Source organism: Falsiroseomonas oleicola (assembly GCF_019029495.1).
GTDB classification, from domain to species: Bacteria; Pseudomonadota; Alphaproteobacteria; order Acetobacterales; family Acetobacteraceae; genus Falsiroseomonas; species Falsiroseomonas oleicola.
Window position 1 is genome coordinate 223110 of record NZ_JAERQM010000002.1, and the last position, 17816, is coordinate 240925.

Annotated in this window: 14 protein-coding genes; 6 read left to right on the top strand and 8 right to left on the bottom strand. The window is 70.5% G+C overall.

What is annotated here, in order from left to right:
• Positions 1-207 precede the first annotated feature (207 nt).
• Both JJQ90_RS07955 and JJQ90_RS07960 read left to right on the top strand, forming a co-directional pair.
• Positions 208-2178 (top strand): O-linked N-acetylglucosamine transferase, SPINDLY family protein, encoded by a 1971-nt coding sequence (locus tag JJQ90_RS07955; RefSeq protein ID WP_216874171.1) that lies wholly within the window; start codon positions 208-210, stop codon positions 2176-2178.
• Positions 2175-4049 (top strand): O-linked N-acetylglucosamine transferase, SPINDLY family protein, encoded by a 1875-nt coding sequence (locus JJQ90_RS07960; RefSeq protein ID WP_216874173.1) that lies wholly within the window; start codon positions 2175-2177, stop codon positions 4047-4049. The genes JJQ90_RS07955 and JJQ90_RS07960 overlap by 4 nt, the downstream gene beginning before the upstream one ends.
• 10 nt (positions 4050-4059) lie before the next feature.
• Here the strand turns inward: JJQ90_RS07960 and JJQ90_RS07965 are convergent, their stop codons facing one another.
• The 3 genes from JJQ90_RS07965 to JJQ90_RS07975 all read right to left on the bottom strand — a co-directional run bounded on the left by JJQ90_RS07965 (position 4060) and on the right by JJQ90_RS07975 (position 5220).
• Positions 4060-4287, bottom strand: a complete 228-nt coding sequence (locus JJQ90_RS07965) for a DUF1289 domain-containing protein (RefSeq protein WP_216874175.1) — start codon at positions 4285-4287, stop codon at positions 4060-4062.
• 29 nt (positions 4288-4316) lie between these two features.
• Positions 4317-4955, bottom strand: a complete 639-nt coding sequence (locus JJQ90_RS07970; protein ID WP_216874177.1) for an OmpW/AlkL family protein — start codon at positions 4953-4955, stop codon at positions 4317-4319.
• Between the two features lie 112 nt (positions 4956-5067).
• On the bottom strand, positions 5068-5220 hold the full coding sequence (locus JJQ90_RS07975; RefSeq protein WP_216874179.1) for a hypothetical protein: 153 nt from the start codon (positions 5218-5220) through the stop codon (positions 5068-5070).
• A 56-nt stretch (positions 5221-5276) separates the two neighbouring features.
• Between JJQ90_RS07975 and JJQ90_RS07980 the strand changes: the two genes are divergently transcribed.
• The 3 genes from JJQ90_RS07980 (at position 5277) to JJQ90_RS07990 (ending at position 10674) form a co-directional block, all read left to right on the top strand.
• Positions 5277-6599 carry a ferredoxin reductase family protein gene (locus JJQ90_RS07980; RefSeq protein WP_216874181.1) on the top strand — a complete coding sequence of 441 codons (1323 nt, stop codon included), beginning with the start codon at positions 5277-5279 and terminating at the stop codon, positions 6597-6599.
• Between the two features lie 165 nt (positions 6600-6764).
• Positions 6765-8435, top strand: a complete 1671-nt coding sequence (locus JJQ90_RS07985; RefSeq protein ID WP_216874183.1) for a formate--tetrahydrofolate ligase — start codon at positions 6765-6767, stop codon at positions 8433-8435.
• A 244-nt stretch (positions 8436-8679) separates the two neighbouring features.
• Positions 8680-10674 (top strand): TonB-dependent receptor domain-containing protein, encoded by a 1995-nt coding sequence (locus JJQ90_RS07990; protein ID WP_216874185.1) that lies wholly within the window; start codon positions 8680-8682, stop codon positions 10672-10674.
• A 273-nt stretch (positions 10675-10947) separates the two neighbouring features.
• On the opposite strand, the gene JJQ90_RS07995 is transcribed toward JJQ90_RS07990, so the two are convergent.
• Both JJQ90_RS07995 and JJQ90_RS08000 read right to left on the bottom strand, forming a co-directional pair.
• Positions 10948-11721, bottom strand: a complete 774-nt coding sequence (locus JJQ90_RS07995) for an SGNH/GDSL hydrolase family protein (RefSeq protein WP_216874186.1) — start codon at positions 11719-11721, stop codon at positions 10948-10950.
• Positions 11718-12878 carry an OpgC family protein gene (locus JJQ90_RS08000; protein ID WP_216874187.1) on the bottom strand — a complete coding sequence of 387 codons (1161 nt, stop codon included), beginning with the start codon at positions 12876-12878 and terminating at the stop codon, positions 11718-11720. The genes JJQ90_RS07995 and JJQ90_RS08000 overlap by 4 nt, the downstream gene beginning before the upstream one ends.
• Positions 12879-12907: 29 nt before the next feature.
• On the opposite strand from JJQ90_RS08000, the gene JJQ90_RS08005 reads away from it, so the two are divergent.
• Positions 12908-14113, top strand: coding sequence for a methyltransferase (locus tag JJQ90_RS08005; protein ID WP_329959407.1), 1206 nt, complete (start codon positions 12908-12910; stop codon positions 14111-14113).
• Here JJQ90_RS08005 and JJQ90_RS08010 read toward each other — a convergent pair.
• From JJQ90_RS08010 to flhA, 3 genes are read right to left on the bottom strand one after another with little or no spacing between them, the layout of a single operon-like run.
• Complete coding sequence (locus tag JJQ90_RS08010; protein ID WP_329959408.1) at positions 14110-14853, bottom strand: nucleotide-binding protein; 744 nt, start codon at positions 14851-14853, stop codon at positions 14110-14112. The two genes, JJQ90_RS08005 and JJQ90_RS08010, sit on opposite strands and share 4 nt — an antisense overlap.
• Positions 14850-15752 carry a flagellar biosynthesis protein FlhF gene (locus tag JJQ90_RS08015; protein ID WP_216874190.1) on the bottom strand — a complete coding sequence of 301 codons (903 nt, stop codon included), beginning with the start codon at positions 15750-15752 and terminating at the stop codon, positions 14850-14852. The genes JJQ90_RS08010 and JJQ90_RS08015 overlap by 4 nt, the downstream gene beginning before the upstream one ends.
• Positions 15749-17812 carry a flagellar biosynthesis protein FlhA gene (gene flhA / locus JJQ90_RS08020; protein ID WP_216874191.1) on the bottom strand — a complete coding sequence of 688 codons (2064 nt, stop codon included), beginning with the start codon at positions 17810-17812 and terminating at the stop codon, positions 15749-15751. Before flhA ends, JJQ90_RS08015 begins: the two co-directional genes overlap by 4 nt.
• Positions 17813-17816: the final 4 nt, after the last annotated feature.

Here is a 17816-nt window from a genome sequence, read left to right on the forward strand (position 1 = left end):
GAATCACGGATTCCGGGTTGCAGGCGGCGCGACGCAAGCGGGTGGACCTTCTGTCGTCCCGGCGTGGGGGCAGAGTAGGGAGGATCCGTTGACGGCTGGTGAATTTGGGTCGCGGAAAAATGCGGATGCGCATCGGTGCGCCGGTAACCGCTTCTTCATCCCCGCTTGGCATGCTGCGCGGCCGTTGCAGCGCGCCAGGATGGAAGCATGCGGATCGACAATGTGGCGGAGCTGTTCGGCTCGGCGCATCAGCTTGCCAGCCTCGGGGAGCCGCGCCAGGCGGCCGCGCTGTATCGCGACTGGCTGGAACGCCACCCGGCGGACCCGCTGGGCCATGCCGTCTATTTCAATTACGGCGTGCTGCTGTCCGGCCTCGATGACCTGCCCGGGGCGGCCACCGCCTTCGCCGAGGCGATCCGGCGCAACGCCGCCTTCATCCCGCCCTTCATCAATCTGGGCGTGGTCTATGAACGGCTCGGCGCGGTGGAGCCGGCGGTCGCGCATTGGGCGCATGCGGCGGCCAGCCTCGCCGCGGTGACCGGCGATGCGCTGGCCTACAAGACGACGGCGCTGAAGCACATCGCGCGCGTGCTGGAATCGCAGCAGCGCCATGCGGAGGCGGAGGCGCATCTGCGCCAGATCATCGAGATCGCGCCGACCATGCGCGACGTGGTGCAGCACTGGATCAGCCTGCGCCAGCGGCAATGCGCCTGGCCCTTGCTGGAGCCGGTCGGACCGCTGGACCGCACCGCCTTGCTGCGCGGCATGGCGCCGCTGAGCTTCGTGACCTATGCGGATGATCCGCTGATGGCGCTGGCACTGTCCGCCGCCTATGCCCAGGCCGAGACCGGCGTGCCGGCGGAATTCCGCAGCGATGCGGATTTCGCCGACCGGCGTGCGGCAGCGCCGGGCCGCCGGCTGCGCATCGGCTACCTCTCCTCCGACCTGCGCTCCCATGCCATCGGCCATCTGACGGCCGACATGTACCGCCTGCATGACCGGTCGCGCTTCGAGGTCTTCATCTATTACTGCGGCATCCCGCAGGAGGATGCGGTGAAGGCGCGCATCCGCGACAGCGCGGAGCACTGGACCGACATCACGCCGCTGGACGACGACGCGGCGCTGGCCCTGATGCTGGCGGATGGCATCGACATCCTGGTGGACATCAACGGCCATACGCGCGGCGCGCGCACAAAACTGCTGTCGCGCCGGCCGGCGCCGGTGATCGTCAACTGGCTCGGCTATGCCGGCACCATGGGCACGCCCTATCACCACTATATCCTGGCCGACGACACCATCATCCCGCCGGGGTCGGAGGCCTGGTATTCGGAGGCCGTGCTGCGGCTGCCCTGCTACCAGCCGAATGACCGGCACCGGCAGGTGGCGGCCACGCCGACACGCGTCTCGCTCGGCCTGCCGGAGGATGCGGTGGTGTTCTGCTGCTTCAACGGCGCCCAGAAGATCACGCCCTTCGTCTTCGAACGCTGGATGCGGGTGCTGCAGGGCGTGCCCGGCAGCGTGCTCTGGCTGCTGAAATCCAGCGATGCGGTGGATGTGAAGCTGCGCGAACGCGCCGCGGCGGCGGGCATCGACCCGGCGCGGCTGGTCTTCGCGCCGATGGCGGGCAATGCGGACCATGTCGCGCGCTACGCCGCCGCCGACCTGTTCCTGGATACGGCGCCCTATGGCGCGCATACCACCGCGTCTGACGCGCTGTGGATGGGCGCGCCGGTACTGACCCTGCCGGGCCGCGGCTTTGCCAGCCGTGTCTGCGCCAGCCTGGTGCGCGCGGCCGGCGTGCCGGAACTCGTCTGCGCGACGCCGGAAGACTACGTGGCGCAGGCCATCGCGCTCGGCAATGATGTGGTGCTGCTGCGGGCCTATCGCGAGCGCCTGCTGGCCCTGCGCGAAACCTCCGTGCTGTTCGACACGGAGGCTTTCGTGCGCGCCATCGAGGCGCAGTTCGAGGCGATGTGGGCTGCCTTCCGCGACGGCATGCTGCCGCGCCCGGATCTCACCAATCTCGACACCTGTCTCGATCTCGGCCTCGCCGAGGACCATGATGCGCGGGAGCTGTTCACCGTGCCGGACTACGAGGCGGTCTGGCGCGCAAGGCTGGCGCGGCGCGATGGCTTCCAGAAGCTGCCGCCGGATGCGCGGCTGTGGAGCGCGGCATGAACGCGATGCTGCCGATGGAGACGCTGGATCTCGGCTGGCTCGCCGGGCTGATCGCCGGCCCGGCCTGGCCGCCTTTGCTGCCGCCCGCGGAGGAGGCGCGGCGCCAGCGCGCGCTGCGCGCCCTCCGCCTGGAAGGGCTGCTGCCGCTTGTGGAACAGGCGACGCGGGAGGGACGGCGCGGCGTGACCGTCGCCGTCTACCAGGCCTGGCTCGCCGCCAATCCCGGCCATGCCCAGGCGATGGCCGCCTGGTTCAACCTGGGCGTGGAGCTGGCCCAGGCGGGCGATCCCGGCCAGGCGGTGATCTGCTACCGCAACGCCCTGGCGCTGAAGGCGGATTTCCACGAGGCGGCGATCAATCTCGGTCTCGCGCTGGAAGCGACCGGGCAGGCGGAGGCGGCGCTCGCCGCCTGGGGCGCAGCCCTGCAGCCGGAGGCGACGCGCCGCAACCTGCTGAACCAGCGCGGCCGTGTGCAGGAACAATCCGGCCGCTTCGTCGAGGCCGAGCAGTCGTTGCGCGCCAGCCTGGTCAGCGACCCGATGCAGCCGGATGTGCTGCAGCACTGGACGCATCTGCGCCAGAAGCTCTGCCTGTGGCCGATCCATGCCGGCGACATTCCGGGGCTGGCGGAGGCCGATGCGCAGCTTCATGCGGGCCCACTCGGCGCGCTGGCGCTGTTCGACGATATCGACCTGCAACGCCGCATCGTCGCCGCCTGGCTAGAGCGCAAGGTGCCGGCGGCGCCGGAGCGGCTGGCGCCGGCGCAGGGCTATCGCCACGACCGGATCCGCATCGGCTACCTCTCCTCCGACTTCTGCCGCCATGCGATGAGCTTCCTGATCGCGGAGGTGCTGGAACGCCACGATCGCGCGCGCTTCGAGGTCTTTGGCTATTGCTCCTCCCCCGAGGATGGCAGCGACATCCGCGCGCGCGTCATCGGCGCGCTGGACCATCATGTGCGCATCGGTGCGATGGGCGACGAGGAAGCGGCGCGGCGCATCCGTTCGGACGAAATCGACATCCTCATCGACCTGAACGGGCTGACGCGCGGCGCGCGGATGGGCGTGCTGCGCTGGAAGCCGGCGCCGGTGCAGGGCACCTATCTCGGCTATATCGGCAACGTGCCCCTGCCGGAGCTGGATTTTCTGCTGTGCGACACCGTGGCGGTGCCGCCGGACCGCGCGCATCTCTACGCGCCGAGGCCTTTGCCGATCGAGGGCCTGTACCAGGCGAATGACAGCCGCATGCCGGAACTTCCGGTGCTGACGCGGGCGGAGGAGGGGCTGCCGCAGGACGCCTTCGTGTTCTGCTGCTTCGCCAATTTCTACAAGATCACGGAGACGATGTTCGCCGACTGGCTGCGCATCCTCCACGCCGTGCCGGACTCCGTGCTCTGGCTGGCCGAGGATGGGCACGGCGCCAGCGCGAATCTGCGTGCGCGCATGGAAGCCGCCGGCCTGCCGCCGCATCGGCTGGTGCTCGGCCCGCGGGTGGAACCGGCGCGCTATCTCGCACGCATGCGGCTGGCGGATCTGTTCCTGGACACCACGCCCTATAATTCCGGGACGGTGGCGAGCGACGCGCTGCGCATGGGCCTGCCGCTGCTAACCCTCGCCGGCCAGGCCTTTGCCGCGCGCATGGCGGCCAGCCTGCTGACCGCGATCGGATTGACGGACGGCATCACCGAAAGCCGCGAGGACTATGTTGCCCGCGCCATCGCGCTGGCCACCGACCGGGACCGCCATGCGGCGGCGAAGCAGGTGCTGGCGGGCGATGCCTGGGCGCGCACGCTGGGCGACTGTGCCGGTTTCACGAGTCGGCTGGAAGCGGCGCTGGACAGCGTCTGCCGGCGCGAGGCGACCGCTTCATAGGGCCTCCGGATCATTTCTTCTTTTTCGCCGCCTCGCCGGTCCTGTGGCCGGCGGCGGCGAGTTCCGCGATGCGGTCAGGCAAGGCGGCGCGGATCGCGGGGCGGTCCTCGCGATCCTTCTTCCAGCGCTTCTTCTCCCGCTTCAGCAGGCCGCAGCCGAAGCAGAAGCCGGTGGTCTCGTCATAACGGCAGACATCGATGCAGGGACTGGCCATGCCGCACCAGATGGGGTGCGGCATGGCATCCTGCGATCACGATATGGAAGGTGTCAGAAGCGGTAGCGCATGCCGGCGCCGATGATCCACGGGTCGAGATTCGCCTCCGCGCGCACCGCGCCATGGTTCACGCTGACATCCGGGCGCAGCCACAGCCGCTTCACATCGACATTGGCGACCCAGCGCGGCGTGATCTCGTAATCCACGCCGGCATTCAGCGCGAAGCCCCAGGCATTCTCGACATCGACATGGCTGATGCCGGCGCTGCGGCCACCGCCCTCGCCATAGAACACCGTGTAGTTCAGCCCGACGCCGAGATAGGGGCTGAATCGGCTGGCGGGCAGCGGGTGGTATTGCAGCGTCACCGTCGGCGGCAGCGCCCAGACGCGGCCGAGATCGATATTGCCGCCCGCCAGCCCGCGCACGCTGACATCATGGCGCGAGGTCGCGGCGATGACGTTCACCGCGAAATTCGGCGTCAGGAAATAGCTGAGGTCGAGTTGCGGGGTCGCCGTCGCGCTCGCATGCGGAGTGCCGCCGATGCTGGTATTGCCGCCATTGGAAGGCAGCACGCCGATGATGCTGGCGCCCAGGACCAGATCGCCCGCCTGCTTGCCGCGCACATCCTGCGCAACTGCCGGCATTGCCGCGACCATCCCCGCCAGGGCGATCGCGCAGAACTTCCTTGTCATAGTCTCAGCCTTTTCGTCCGCGGCGCGCGCCCATCGCGGCGCCACGTGACGTTCATCGGCGTGGTGGCGTCATGCGTCCTTGATGCAGGTCAAGGCGCGCGACCGCCGCGCGCTATTCCGCGCGGATGTTGGCGCTGCGCACCACTTCGCGCCAGCGCGCGATGTCCGCCTGTTGGAAGGTTCGGTCGTCATCCGGGGAGTTGGCGACGGCATCGAAGCCGCCCGCCGGGACATGCGCGGCGGCGGTGCGGAGGTTCTGGAGCATCCGGTGAACGTCCGCGCCGCCGCTGCGTTCGAACCGGGAATGGCAGGGAGGAAGGCATGGCGATCCGCCAGGCAGCCTGGATTACGCTCTATCTGATCCTGGTGCTGACGCCCCAGGCGCTGCTGTTCCTGGGCGAGGTGCCGCCGGGGCGGGACTTCTGGTGGAACTTCTCCATGGCGCTCGGCTTCGCCGGGATGGCGATGATGGGCGTGCAATTCGCCCTGACCGCCCGCATCCGGCCGATGACCTCGCCCTTCGGCGTCGACATCATCTACCTGTTCCACCGCTACCTGGCCTGGATCGCCCTGGCGATCGCGGCTGCGCATTTCGGCATATTGTGGCTGTGGTACGAGGACCGCCTCGGCCCCACCATCAATCCCTTCGAGGCGGATTGGGAACTGACGGCGGGGCGCGCGGCGCTGGTGCTGTTCGGCCTGGCCGTCGTCACCTCCGAATGGCGGAAGCTGCTGCGGCTGGAGTACGGGCTGTGGCGCTACCTGCATGTGGTGCTGGCGACGCTGGGCTTCGGGGCCGCGGTCGCCCATATCATCGGCATCGGCTATTTCACCGCATCGCCCATGAACCGGGCGCTGTGGCTGGCGGCGACCCTGTCCTGGCTGCTGTTGCTGGTCTGGGTCCGGCTGGTGAAGCCGCTGCGCCAGAAGCGCGCGCCCTGGCGGGTGGTGGAGGTGCGGCCCGGCCGCAACGATGTCTGGACCCTGGCCATCGAGCCGGAGGGCCATGCCGGGCTGCGCGGCTTCCTGCCGGGCCAGTTCGCCTGGCTGACCCTGCGCAATTCCCCCTTCGGGCTGCGCGAGCATCCCTTCACCATCGCCTCCGCCCCCGAATCCCTGCCGCGGCTGGAATTCGGCATCAAGGAGCTGGGCGATTTCACCAGCCGGATCGGGGAGGTCCGCCCCGGCGACCCGGCCTGGATCGACGCGCCCTTCGGCGTCTTCTCCATCGACCGGCATCCGGAGGCGGAGGGCATTGTCGGCATCGTCGGCGGCATCGGCATCACGCCGATGCTCAGCATGCTGCGCAGCCTGGCCGCGCGCGGCGACCGGCGGCCGGTCTGGCTGTTCTACGGCAACAAGGGCTGGGAGGATGTGGCCTTCCGGGAGGAGCTGGAGACGCTGGCGGCGCGGCTCGACCTGCGCCTGATCCATATCCTGGAGGACCCGCCGGAGGGCTGGCAAGGCGAGAGCGGATTCGTGACACGGCAGGTGCTGGAGGCGTATCTCCCCGCCGAACCCCGCCCGCTGCTGCACTGCTTCCTGTGCGGGCCGACGCCGATGACGGCGGCGGCGGAACAGGCGCTGCTGGGCATGGGCCTGCCTGCGGCCCGGATCCAGACCGAAATCTTCGAACTGGCCTGAGGAACGTCCCATGCGCCGCAGCCTCGCCATACTGCTCGCCTTGCTGACCGGCCTTCTGGTGCTGCTGATGGCGCTGGGCTTCGCCCTGCTGCGCTGACTGGCATGGCTTGCCCCCAAGGCCATGTCCCGATAAGCGCGGAGGCATCGCAGGGAGCAAGCACCAGCATGGCCACCGACCTCGACATCGCCCGCGCGGCGACCTTGCGCCCGATCGCGGAGATCGCGGCCCGCGCCGGGATCCCCGATTCGGCGCTGGAGCCCTATGGCAAGTACAAGGCCAAGATCGGCACGGATTTCGTGGCGGAGGCCTCCGCCCGCCCGCCCGGCGCCCTGGTGCTGGTCACCGGCATCAGCCCGACCCCGGCCGGGGAGGGCAAGACCACCACCACCATCGGCCTGGGCGATGCGCTGAACGCGCTGGGCACGAAGACCATGATCTGCCTGCGCGAACCCTCCCTCGGCCCCTGCTTCGGGGTGAAGGGTGGGGCGACGGGCGGCGGCCATGCCCAGGTGCTGCCGATGGAGGACATCAACCTCCATTTCACGGGCGACTTCCACGCCATCACCAGCGCGAACAACCTGCTCTCGGCCATGGTGGACAACCACCTGTACTGGGGCAACGAGCTGAACCTCGACCCCCGCCGCATCTCCTGGCGCCGCGCCATGGACATGAACGACCGGAACCTGCGCGATTGCGTGGTCGGCATGGGCGGGGCCAGCCAGGGCGTGGTGCGGGAGGACGGCTTTGATATCACCGTGGCCTCCGAGGTGATGGCGGTGTTCTGCCTGGCGAAGGACCTGGCCGATCTCCAGGACCGGCTGGGCCGGATGATCGTCGGCCGCCGCCGCGACGGAACGGCGGTGACGGCGCGGGACATCAAGGCGGATGGCGCCATGGCGGCGCTGCTGCGCGACGCGCTCTCGCCCAACCTGGTGCAGACCATCGCGGGCAGCCCCGCGCTGGTGCATGGCGGGCCGTTCGCCAATATCGCGCATGGCTGCAACAGCGTCGTCGCCACGCGGATGGGCCTGGGGCTGGCCGATGTGGTGGTGACGGAGGCCGGCTTCGGCGCCGATCTGGGTGCGGAAAAGTTCCTCGACATCAAGTGCCGCCTCGCCGGGCTGAACCCGGCGGCATGTGTCATCGTCGCCACCGTCCGCGCGCTGAAGATGCATGGCGGCGTCGCCAAATCCGCCCTGGGGCAGGAGGATGTGGCGGCGGTGGAGCGCGGCGTGGCGAACCTCGCCCGCCATGTCGAGAACATGCACAAATTCGGCCTGCCGGTGGTGGTGGCGCTGAACCGCTTCACCAGCGACACCCCGGCCGAGATCGCCGCCGTGCAGGCGGCCATGGCGCGGCTGGATACCCAGGCGATCCTCTGCACCCATTGGTCGGACGGCGCGGCGGGCGCGGCGGAGCTGGCCCAGGCGGTGCAGGCGCGCATCGCGGCGGGGGCGGCGCGGTTCCAGCCGCTCTATCCGGATGCGATGCCCCTGGCCGACAAGCTGCGGACCATCGCACAGCAGGTCTATCGCGCGAAGGACGTGGCGATTCCCGCCCCGGCGGCGCAGAAACTGGCGCGGTGGGAGGCGGAGGGCTTTGGCCATCTGCCGGTCTGCGTTGCCAAGACGCAGTATTCCTTCAGCGCCGACCCTACCGCCCTCGGCGCGCCGGTGGACCACACGCTGCCGGTGCGCGACGTGCGGCTTTCGGCCGGCGCCGGCTTTGTCGTCGCGGTCTGCGGGGAGATCATGACCATGCCCGGCCTGCCGCGCCGCCCGGCGGCGGAGACGATCGGGCTGGATGCGGAGGGCCGGATCGAGGGGCTGTTCTGATCCGGCGCCGCCTGGCTGCCGCTGCCCGTGTCGAGGGCGGCGGCACGGGCGTTGTCCGCGTTACGCTTCGTCACCGCCAATCGCCGCCTTTCTTCACGAGTTTATTTGCGAATAAGTCGTATTCGCAGTAACCCTGCCGCAGCCACCCCAGCCAGGCCGCCGCACCGTCACGGCGACCAGCCCGGCCCGCGAATGACACAGGCGCCGCGGCACCCCCTGTCGCGGCAGGACGGAGATCGAAGTCATGCCATCCTTCCCCAACTGGCTCATGGCGGGCACCGCCATGGGGATGGTGCTCGCCGCGCCGGCCCTCCGCGCGCAGGAGGCAGCGCGGGAGACGGTGCGCCTCAGCCCCGTGGTGGTGACCGAGCCGGGCGACACCGGCGCGCGCAGCACCATCGGCCAGGACCGCCTGAACCTGGAAGGCGCCCTCAGCCTCGATGACCTGCTGCGCAGCGTGCCCGGCACTTTTACGCGCGAGTCCGCGCAGCAGCCGGGCGTCGCAGTGAACATTCGGGGCTTCGAGGGCTCTGGCCGCGTCAACATGTCGATCGACGGCGCGCGCCAGAACTTCCGCTTCACCAGCCATGAGGCGGCGGGCTTCACCTATGTCGATCCGAACCTGCTGGCCGATATCGACGTGACGCGCGGCGCCGTCACCGGCGTCGGCGGCGGCGCTCTGGCGGGCACGGTGAATTTCCGCACGCTCGATGTCGATGACGTGGTGGCGCAGGGCCGGACGATGGGCGGGCTGACGCGCCTGTCCTGGGGCAGCAATGGCGTCGGATTCCAGGAGATGCTGGCGGCCGGCGCGAGATCGGGCGGCATCGGCGTGGTCGGCGCGATCAGCCATCGCAATTCGGACAACTACCAGGATGGCGACGGCAACAGCGTGGCCAATTCCGGCCAGCAACTGCTGTCGGGCCTGCTGCGCACCAATATCGATTTCGGCAGCGGCCATACGCTGTCGCTGGGCGGCGTGTTCTACGACAACGACTTCTACGCCAACTCCTACCGCCAGACGGTGGAGAACCGCACGCTGACGGCGAACTACCGCTACAACCCCGGCAATCCGCTGATCGACCTGCGGGTCAATGCCTATCGCAACGACCTGTCGATGAAATACACCGGCGGCACCGGCACCGCCCTCGGTCGCGTCATCGAGGATGTCGGCATGGGCTTCGATGCCGCCAATACGTCACGCTTCAATCTCGGCCCGGTGCGGGTGCGCAGCACCACGGGCTTCGAGTATTTCCACGACGACGTGTCGTCGCGGAATGGCGGGGTCAATCCGGGCGACGGCACCAGCTCCCTGCTCGGCATCTTCACCGAGAACACCTTCAGCTACGGCATTTTCGACCTGACCCCGGCGCTGCGCTACAATCACTACACGCTGAACGGCTCGGGCGTGCTCAGCAGAAACTATGGCGCCTATGATGTGGATATCTCGGAAGGCTCGGTCGATCCGAAGATCACGCTGGCGGCCAATGTCACGGACTGGCTTCAGCCTTTCGTCACCTGGTCACGCTCGATGCGCGCGCCGACCTTGCAGGAGACGATGCTGGGCGGCGATCATCCGGGCACCGTCTCCAGCTCCTATATCCCCAATCCGAACCTGCAGCCGGAGACGCAGCAGGGCTGGGAATTCGGCGTGAACGTTCGCAGACGCGGGTTGTTGCGGCCGAACGACGTGTTCAGCGCGCGGCTGAACTACTTCATGATGGATGTGGAGGACTATATCGCGACGAGCTACGTTCCCTCAGCGCGCGCCTATCAGTTCCAGAACGTCGCCGGTACCGCCAAGCTCGACGGCTTCGAGGCGGAGATCAGCTACGATCCGCGCGTGGTCTTCGCCAGCCTGAGCTACACCCACACCAATTCCCGCCTGCCGAGCCAGCTTCCGGGCCTGGGCGCCAGCCAGTACACGCCGGACGACGTGGTCTCGCTGCGCGCCGGGGCGCGGTTCCTGGAGGAGAAGCTGACGGTGGGTGCGCGCTGGGACTACGTCTCGGGCGGGCTCGTGGCCGGGGGCAATGCCACCTTCACGGCCGGCGAGGCCAGCCAGGGTGGCGATCCCTACAACCTGCTCGGGCTGTTCGCGACCTATGACGTGACGCCCGCGATCCAGGTGAATGCCCGCGTCACCAACCTGCTGGACGAGGCCTATACGCCCTTCCTGAGCACCATCGGCACGGGCCAGGGCCGCACCATCTATGTGGGAACGCAGATCCGCTTCTGAGCGGACCCTCAGTTCGTGGTGCGGAGCAGCCGCAGCAGCTCCTCCGGCACCGGCTCGGCCAGCGCGTCGTCATAGCGACGCGCCAGCTCGTCCTGCAACCAGCGATCAAAGGCCGGGGAGGGACGGGGGGCCGTAACCGGCCTGGGCGGCGGTGCTGATCCGACAAGGGGTTGCTGCTGACAATTCATGGGACTACAGCGCATGGTGGCCTGCCCGGTTCCGCATGCCGCGTTGCAACGATGTCATGCTTTGCGGCCGCGAACCGAAGCGCCGTCAGCGCCGGTGCCGCCGCCCCCGCTGCGCGCCATCCAGGATGAATTCGGCCAGGGCGTGGGCCAGGCAGTCATGCAGCTCATCCGCCACGGCGACGCGGCGCGCGCGGGGCGCCCGTTCCAGGTCGATCCGGTCGGTCTCCACCCAATGGCGCATGATCGCCCAGCGGCTGAACAACTGCGCCCCGCTGGCCGCGGCCGCCACGCGCAGCCAGTCCCGGTAGCTTTCCACATCCGCATTGCCGCGCAGGAAGCGGGAGAATTGCGGATCCATCAGCACCACATCCGTGCGCTCCCCGCGGATGGCGCGCAGCCGTTCCACCGCGCCCTGCACCGCCTCCGCCATCTCCTCCACCGGCAGGCCGCGCGCGGCCTCCACCGTGCCGAGTTGCCAGATGATGAGATGGGGTCGCACACGCGGCCCCTGCTCGGCCAGGATGCGGGCATGGTCGGCGGCGGTGGTGCCGCGGGCGCCGAAGACCTCCAACTGCACCGCCACCGGGCGCACCTTCTCCGCCAGCACGGCCTGAAGGCGCAGCGGCCAGGTGGCGGCGGGGCCCGAGGTGCCGCCCCCCTGGGTGGAGGCGCTGCCCACCACCAGGATGCGCAGGTCGGTATGCGCCAGGGCGGCGAAGACCCCGGCCATGGGGGCTGCTTCCAGCGCCTCCGCCGGCGCATCGCAGGCCGGTTCGGCGGCGCGCGCCGGCATGGCCCACAGGCTGGACAACAGGAGGCCGGCCAGGGTGCGTTTCGCGAAAGCGCGCATGACGCTCATGGCCTAGCGGCCTCCGCCGCGACGGGCAAGACGGGTTTGGCCTTGCGCTTGCCTTCGCCGCCATACCAGGCGGAGACCAGCCCAACGAGATACAGCGCGGCCAGCCCTACCAGATTCACCGCGACCTGCGCCAGCGCGCCCGACTGCTGATCCAGCGCCAGCCGCCCGAGAAAGGACAGGAAGATGCCGGAACAGAACACCGGCAGCCCCTGCTGGCCCATCAGCACGAAGGCCGCCGGCACCGGATGGCGCAGCCAGCCCGCCTGGCGCGGAATCAGATGCGCCACCAGCCAGCCGAGCAGCAGCACGGACGCCAGCCGCGCCGGGTGCAGCCCGGCCTTGTCCACCGTGGCGAGGCCCGCCGCCAGCCGTTCCGGCGCGTAGAGGCCGAAGCCCGGCCCGTGCCAGACAAGGTTGAGCGCCAGGGCGGATGCCAGCAGCACCAGGAAGGCCGCCACGGCCAGCCCGCGATGCCAGGGGAAGCGCCGCGCCAGCGCCACCGGATCGGCCCGGCCCAGCACCACGCCGATGGCGAACAGCAATTGCCAGGCGAAGGGGTTGAAGAACCAGCCACCCCCGGTCCAGGACGGCAGGGTGAAGCCGCTCAGCCGGGTCGCCGCATACATGGCGATGGACAGGCCCAGCAGCCAGCCGGGCCGGCGGATCAGCGGCAGCGCCAGGGCGAACAGCCCCATCACCACGATGTACAGCGGCAGGATGTCCAGGAAATGCGGCTGGTAGCGCAGCAGCAGCGCCTCCAGCAGCGCGCGATAGGGCTCGTTGCCGAAGGGGTCGAGATGCAGCTCGTCCAGATAGGCGGCCTGGTTCAGCGCGGCAGCGGAAAACCCGACCTGGGCGGCGAAGACCACGAACAGGAAGATATGCGCCACATACAGCGTGCCCATCCGCCCCGCGATCCGCGCCCCGGCCGTCAGCCAGCCATCGCGTTCCAGCATGCGGCCATAGGCGATGCCCGCCGCGTATCCGGCCAGCAGCACGAAGACCTCCGTCGCATCGCAGAAGGCGACATTGCGCAGCGTGGCGTGCGCCAGCAGATTGCCGGGCGTATGGGTGATGAAGATGAACCACAGCGCCAGGCCGCGCAGGAAATCCACCCTGATGTCGCGGCCGGGGCTGACGGATGGGGGAGAGGTCATGCGGCGCAAGCATCGCGGAAGGGAACGGCGTGGCGCAAGCATCCGCTGACGATTTGCTGCGCGACGGCGCGGCCCGCCACGCGCGCGGCGACCTGGCGCTGGCGGAGCGACTGTACCGCCGCGTGCTGAAGCTGCGGCCGGGGGATGGCAATGCGCTGAACCTGCTTTCCGTCGCGGCGCGGCAGCGCGGGGACCTGGCGGCGGCGCTGGAACTCTCCGCCCAGGCGCTGGCGACCCAGCCGGACAGCGCCGTCTTCCTGGCCAGCCGCGGCGCCACCCTGGCGGAGGCCGGCCTGCTGGAGGCGGCAGTGGCCGCGCTGGGCGCGGCGCTGGCCCGGCGGCCGGGGGATGCGACCGCGCTGCGCAACCTCGGCCAGGCGCTGTGTGCCATGGGCCGGGCCGGGGAGGCGGTGGCCCCGCTGCGCCGGGCGGTGGAGATCACCCCCCAGGCCGCCGAGCCCTGGATCGCCCTGGCCCATGCCCTGCGGGAAGCGGGACAGGAAGGCGCCACCGCCGCCGCGCGACGCGCTTTGGCCGTGCCGGGCCTGGCCCCGGCCCTGGCCGAGCAGGCCCGTTTCCTGCTGGCGGCGCTGGGGGCGGAGGCGCCGCCGGATCGCGCCCCGGCCAGCTATGTGCGCGACCTGTTCGACCAATATGCCCCGCGTTTCGACGCCGATCTGGAAGGCCGCCTCGGCTACCGCACCCCTGCGCTGCTGGCGGCGCTGCTGGCGCAGGCGGGCGTCGCGGCGGATGGCACGCGCCGGGTGCTCGACCTCGGCTGCGGCACCGGCCTGTCCGGCCTCGCGCTGAAACCCTGGGCGCGGCGGATGGAGGGGCTGGACCTTTCGCCCCGCATGCTGGCGGAGGCGCGGCGGCGCGGGCTGTACGACGCGCTGCACGAGGCCGAGCTGGTCGATTTCCTGACAACCCGCCCGGCCGGCTTCGACCTGGTGGCGGCGGTGGATGTGCTGAACTACCTGGGCGACCTGGGCCCGGCCCTGGCTGGAATCGCCGGGGCGCTGGCGCCGGGCGGCGTTGCCGCCTTCAGCCTGGAAGCCGGGAAGGGCGACGCCTTCGCGCTGGGGGAGGGGCTGCGCTACCGCCACGACCCCACCCATGTCTTGGCACTTGCCGCCGCAGCGGGCCTCTCGCCCCTGGCGCGGGAGGATACGGCGCTGCGGCAGGAAAAGGGCGTGCCGGTGGCCGGCGTGCTGCTGGTGCTGGGCCGGGGCTAACCCAGCCCCCGCGCCAGCGCCCGCACATCCGTGGCCGCCGGGCTGCCCGGATGGCGGGTCAGCAGCGGGGTCTGGTGGCGGATCGAATCCGGCACCTTGGCATCCCGCCGCACCACGCCGGCGAGCGGCAGGCCGCGCTGGAGGAAGCGCCGGGTGGCGGCTTCCAGCGTCGCATGGGTGCGCTGGCCGGCGGCGGGGCTGCTGGCCAGGTTCACCACCAGCCGCGCCGGCCGCGCGGTTCCATCCTGGTCCTGATCCTGGGCATGCAGCTTCAGCACGGCATAGGCGTCGGTCAGGCTGGTCGGCTCCTCCGTCGCCACCACCAGCAGCAGGTCGGCCAGCGCCGCCATGCGCCGCTGCGCCGCATCGACCCCGGCGCCCAGGTCCAGCACCACATCCTGGAAGCGCGCGGCCAGCCGGCGCGGCAGGGCCAGCGCCTCCTCCAGCGCCGCGCCGGACAGGCCGGCGAGCGCGCCGCTGCCCGACCGTCCGGGCAACAGGTGAAAGCCGGCAGGCACCGGCATCGCCGCATCCTCCGGTGCCGCGCCGGCCAGCACCGATGCCAGGTCCCGCGCCGGGTTCAGGCCGAGCTGCACATCGGCATTGGCGAGGCCAAGATCGGCATCCATCAGCACCACGCGCCGCCCCTGCTGGGCGAGGGCCTGGGCCAGCGTGATGGACAGCCAGGTCTTGCCGACGCCCCCCTTGCCGGAGGCGATGGCGATGATGCGTCCACTCACGAGGCGAGATCCTCCCGCAGGGCTGGCGCCGCCAGGCGCTTCGCCAGCCATTCCGGTGACAGGGGTTCGAGGCCGGCCACGGCATCCTGGCCGGTGCCGGCCTCGGTCAGCTTCAGGCCGGTGGCCGCCGCCGCCAGCACGCCGCCCAGCCGCCGCGCGGCATCCAGCCGGGTCGGCAGCAGCCAGCGGCAGCCGAGCAGCCGGAAGGCGCTGGCCGTCTCGGCCGATTCATCGGCGTCGAGCCCCGCCGGCAGCACCAGCACCGGCGCGCCCTTCGCCACGTCCAGCAGCGCGGCAAGGCCCCGCGCGCCGACCGGGTTGAAGGGGTCGCAGCCGGGCAGGTCGACCAGCACCGGCTGACCCTCCGCCCGCCGCGCCAGCGCCTTGGCCAGCGCCGCCGGGCCGCTGGCGATGGCCAAGGGCAGGTCCAGCACCCGGGCGAAGGCGGCGAGCTGTTCGGCCGCGCCGGCCTTCTTGCCATCGGCGGTGATCAGCAGCGGCTTGGCGCCGGCCATCACCAGCCGCGTGGCGAGCTTCGCCGTGGTCAGGGTCTTGCCCGCGCCGGGCGGGCCGCAGAGCAGCATCGGCGCCGGGCCGAGCGGCAGCTTGCCGAAGCCCAGCACCGTGCCGAGCGCCGTGGCCAGCCTGCCCTGCGCCAGCTTCTGCGCCAGCGCCGCCGGCACGTTGTGGCGGGCGAGGTCGGGCGGGATGGGCCGGTGGTTGCGCGCCGAATCCGGCGCGATCATCAGCGGCTCATCGTCCTGTTCCTGGGCCGCCGTCACCTCCACCCCGCCGGCGACGCGGCGGGTGGAGAGCAGCACCGCATCCTCGCCCAGCTCTGCGCGAAGCTGCGCCATGGCGTCGGACATGCGCGCGGCACGGATGACGCGCAGTTTCATGCGACGCTCCCCACCGTGCGGATGCGGGCGCGGGCATGGATCTCGGTATGCGCCAGCACGCTGGTGGCCGGGCGGAAGCGTTCCACCACGGCGCGGACATGGGCGCGGATGGAGCCGGAGCAGACCAGCACCGCCGGCTCACCCGCCCCGCTCGCCGCATCGAAGGCGTTGCGCAGCGCCCCCATGAAGGCGGAGAGCTTCGACGGCGCCATGGCGAGCTGCTTTTCCTCCCCGGGTCCGACCAGCGATTCGGCGAAGGCCTGTTCCCATTCGCCGGACAAGGCGATGATCGGCACATAGCCATTGGGGCCGCGCGCCGCGTCGCTGATCTGCCGCGCCAGGCGCATCCGCACCGTGGCCAGGATCGGCCCCAGCGAGCGCGCCCCGGCCGCCGCCGCTTCCTGCATCCCTTCCAGGATGGTCGGCAGGTCGCGGATGGAAACCCGCTCCGCCAGCAGCGATTGCAGCAGCCGCTGCACCGTGCCGATGCTGGCCTGCGCCGGCACCAGGTCGGAGACCAGGCGCTTATGCTCCGGCGCCATCTCGTCCAGCAGTTTCTGGGTTTCCGCGAAGGACAGCATCTCCGGCATGTTTTCCCGAGTCACCTCGGTGAGGTGTGTCGCCAGCACGCCGGCGGCATCCACCACGGTGCAGCCCAGCGCCAGCGCTTCCTCCCGCCGGTATTCCTCGATCCAGGCGGCGGGAAGGCCGAAGGTGGGCTCCTGCACCCGCTCCCCGGGAATGGCCGGCGGGTTGCCGGAGGGGTCGATGGCGAGATGCAAGGGCGGCTTCAGCACGCCGCGGCCGGCCTCGATCTCCTTCACCCGGATCACATAGGTGTCGGGCGGCAGTTGCAGATTGTCCTGGATGCGGACGCTGGGCAGCACGAAGCCCAGCTCCTGCGCCGTGGTCTTGCGCAGCGTCTTGATCTGCTCCGACAGCCGCGGCGCGTCGCCGGCGGCGAGGCTCAGCAGGCCATAGCCGAGTTCCAGCCGCAGCAGGTCCATCTTCAGCGAATCGCTCAGCGGCGGTTCGCCGGGCGGCGGTGGCGGCGCCTCGTCCACGGCGCGCTGGGCCTGGATCACCTGGTGCTGCATCCGCGCGCCCCAGGCGGCGGCCCCGGCGATGGCCAGGAAGGGGATCAGCGGCATCCCCGGCAGCATCCCCATCACCACGGCGGCGCCGGAGGCGAGCGCCAGCGGCTTGGAACCGCCCAATTGCAGCACCAGTGCCTGGTCGGCACGGCCCTGCACGCCGCCCTTGGTGACGACGATACCGGCGGCAAGCGAGACCAGCAGCGCCGGAATCTGCCCGACCAGCCCATCACCCACTGTCAGCATGGAATAGGTGGACACCGCCTCGCCGAAGGGCAGGCCCTGGCGGACGGTGCCGATGGCGATGCCGGCCAGCAGGTTGATGAGCGTGGTGACAAGGCCGGCGATGGCATCGCCACGGACGAATTTCGCGGCACCGTCCATGGCGCCGTAGAAGCCGCTCTCCTCCTCCAGCTCCCGCCGGCGCAGGCGCGCCTGGTCCTCGGTCAGCAGCCCGGCGGAAAGGTCGGCATCGATCGCCATCTGCTTGCCCGGCATCGCATCCAGGCTGAACCGCGCCGCGACCTCGGCGATACGGCCCGAGCCCTTGGAGACGACGACGAAGTTCACCAGCAGCAGGATGGCGAAGACGATGAGGCCGACGAGAACGTCGCCACCCATCAGGAAGCTGCCGAAGGCGGAGATGACGCTGCCGGCGGCGTTCGGCCCCTGATGCCCATCGGTCAGGATGGCGCGCGTGGTGGCGACGTTCAGCGCCAGGCGCAGCAGCGTCGTCAGCAGCAGCACGGTCGGGAAGCTGGTGAAGTCCAGCGGCCGGGTCATGAACAGGGACACCATCAGCACCAGCACGGAGGCGGTGATGGACAGCGCCAGCCCGATATCGAGCATCCAGCCTGGCAGCGGCACCACCAGCACCGCCACCAGCAGCACCACGCCGAGGCCAAGCGCCACGTCGCCGCCCGGCCGGGCGCGGATCAGCCACGCCGGAATCACGATCCCGCCCATGATG

Bases quoted from the DNA above. Each gene is read 5' to 3' on its own strand.
- JJQ90_RS07975 (WP_216874179.1), bottom strand. From the start codon at position 5,220: ATGCTCCAGAACCTCCGCACCGCCGCCGCGCATGTCCCGGCGGGCGGC.
- JJQ90_RS08015 (WP_216874190.1), bottom strand. From the start codon at position 15,752: ATGAAACTGCGCGTCATCCGTGCCGCGCGCATGTCCGACGCCATGGCG.
- JJQ90_RS07965 (WP_216874175.1), bottom strand. From the start codon at position 4,287: ATGCCGCACCCCATCTGGTGCGGCATGGCCAGTCCCTGCATCGATGTC.
- JJQ90_RS07980 (WP_216874181.1), top strand. From the start codon at position 5,277: ATGGCGATCCGCCAGGCAGCCTGGATTACGCTCTATCTGATCCTGGTG.
- JJQ90_RS07990 (WP_216874185.1), top strand. From the start codon at position 8,680: ATGCCATCCTTCCCCAACTGGCTCATGGCGGGCACCGCCATGGGGATG.
- JJQ90_RS08000 (WP_216874187.1), bottom strand. From the start codon at position 12,878: ATGACCTCTCCCCCATCCGTCAGCCCCGGCCGCGACATCAGGGTGGAT.
- JJQ90_RS07985 (WP_216874183.1), top strand. From the start codon at position 6,765: ATGGCCACCGACCTCGACATCGCCCGCGCGGCGACCTTGCGCCCGATC.
- JJQ90_RS07995 (WP_216874186.1), bottom strand. From the start codon at position 11,721: ATGAGCGTCATGCGCGCTTTCGCGAAACGCACCCTGGCCGGCCTCCTG.
- JJQ90_RS07955 (WP_216874171.1), top strand. From the start codon at position 208: ATGCGGATCGACAATGTGGCGGAGCTGTTCGGCTCGGCGCATCAGCTT.
- JJQ90_RS07970 (WP_216874177.1), bottom strand. From the start codon at position 4,955: ATGACAAGGAAGTTCTGCGCGATCGCCCTGGCGGGGATGGTCGCGGCA.
- flhA (WP_216874191.1), bottom strand. From the start codon at position 17,812: ATGGGCGGGATCGTGATTCCGGCGTGGCTGATCCGCGCCCGGCCGGGC.
- JJQ90_RS07960 (WP_216874173.1), top strand. From the start codon at position 2,175: ATGAACGCGATGCTGCCGATGGAGACGCTGGATCTCGGCTGGCTCGCC.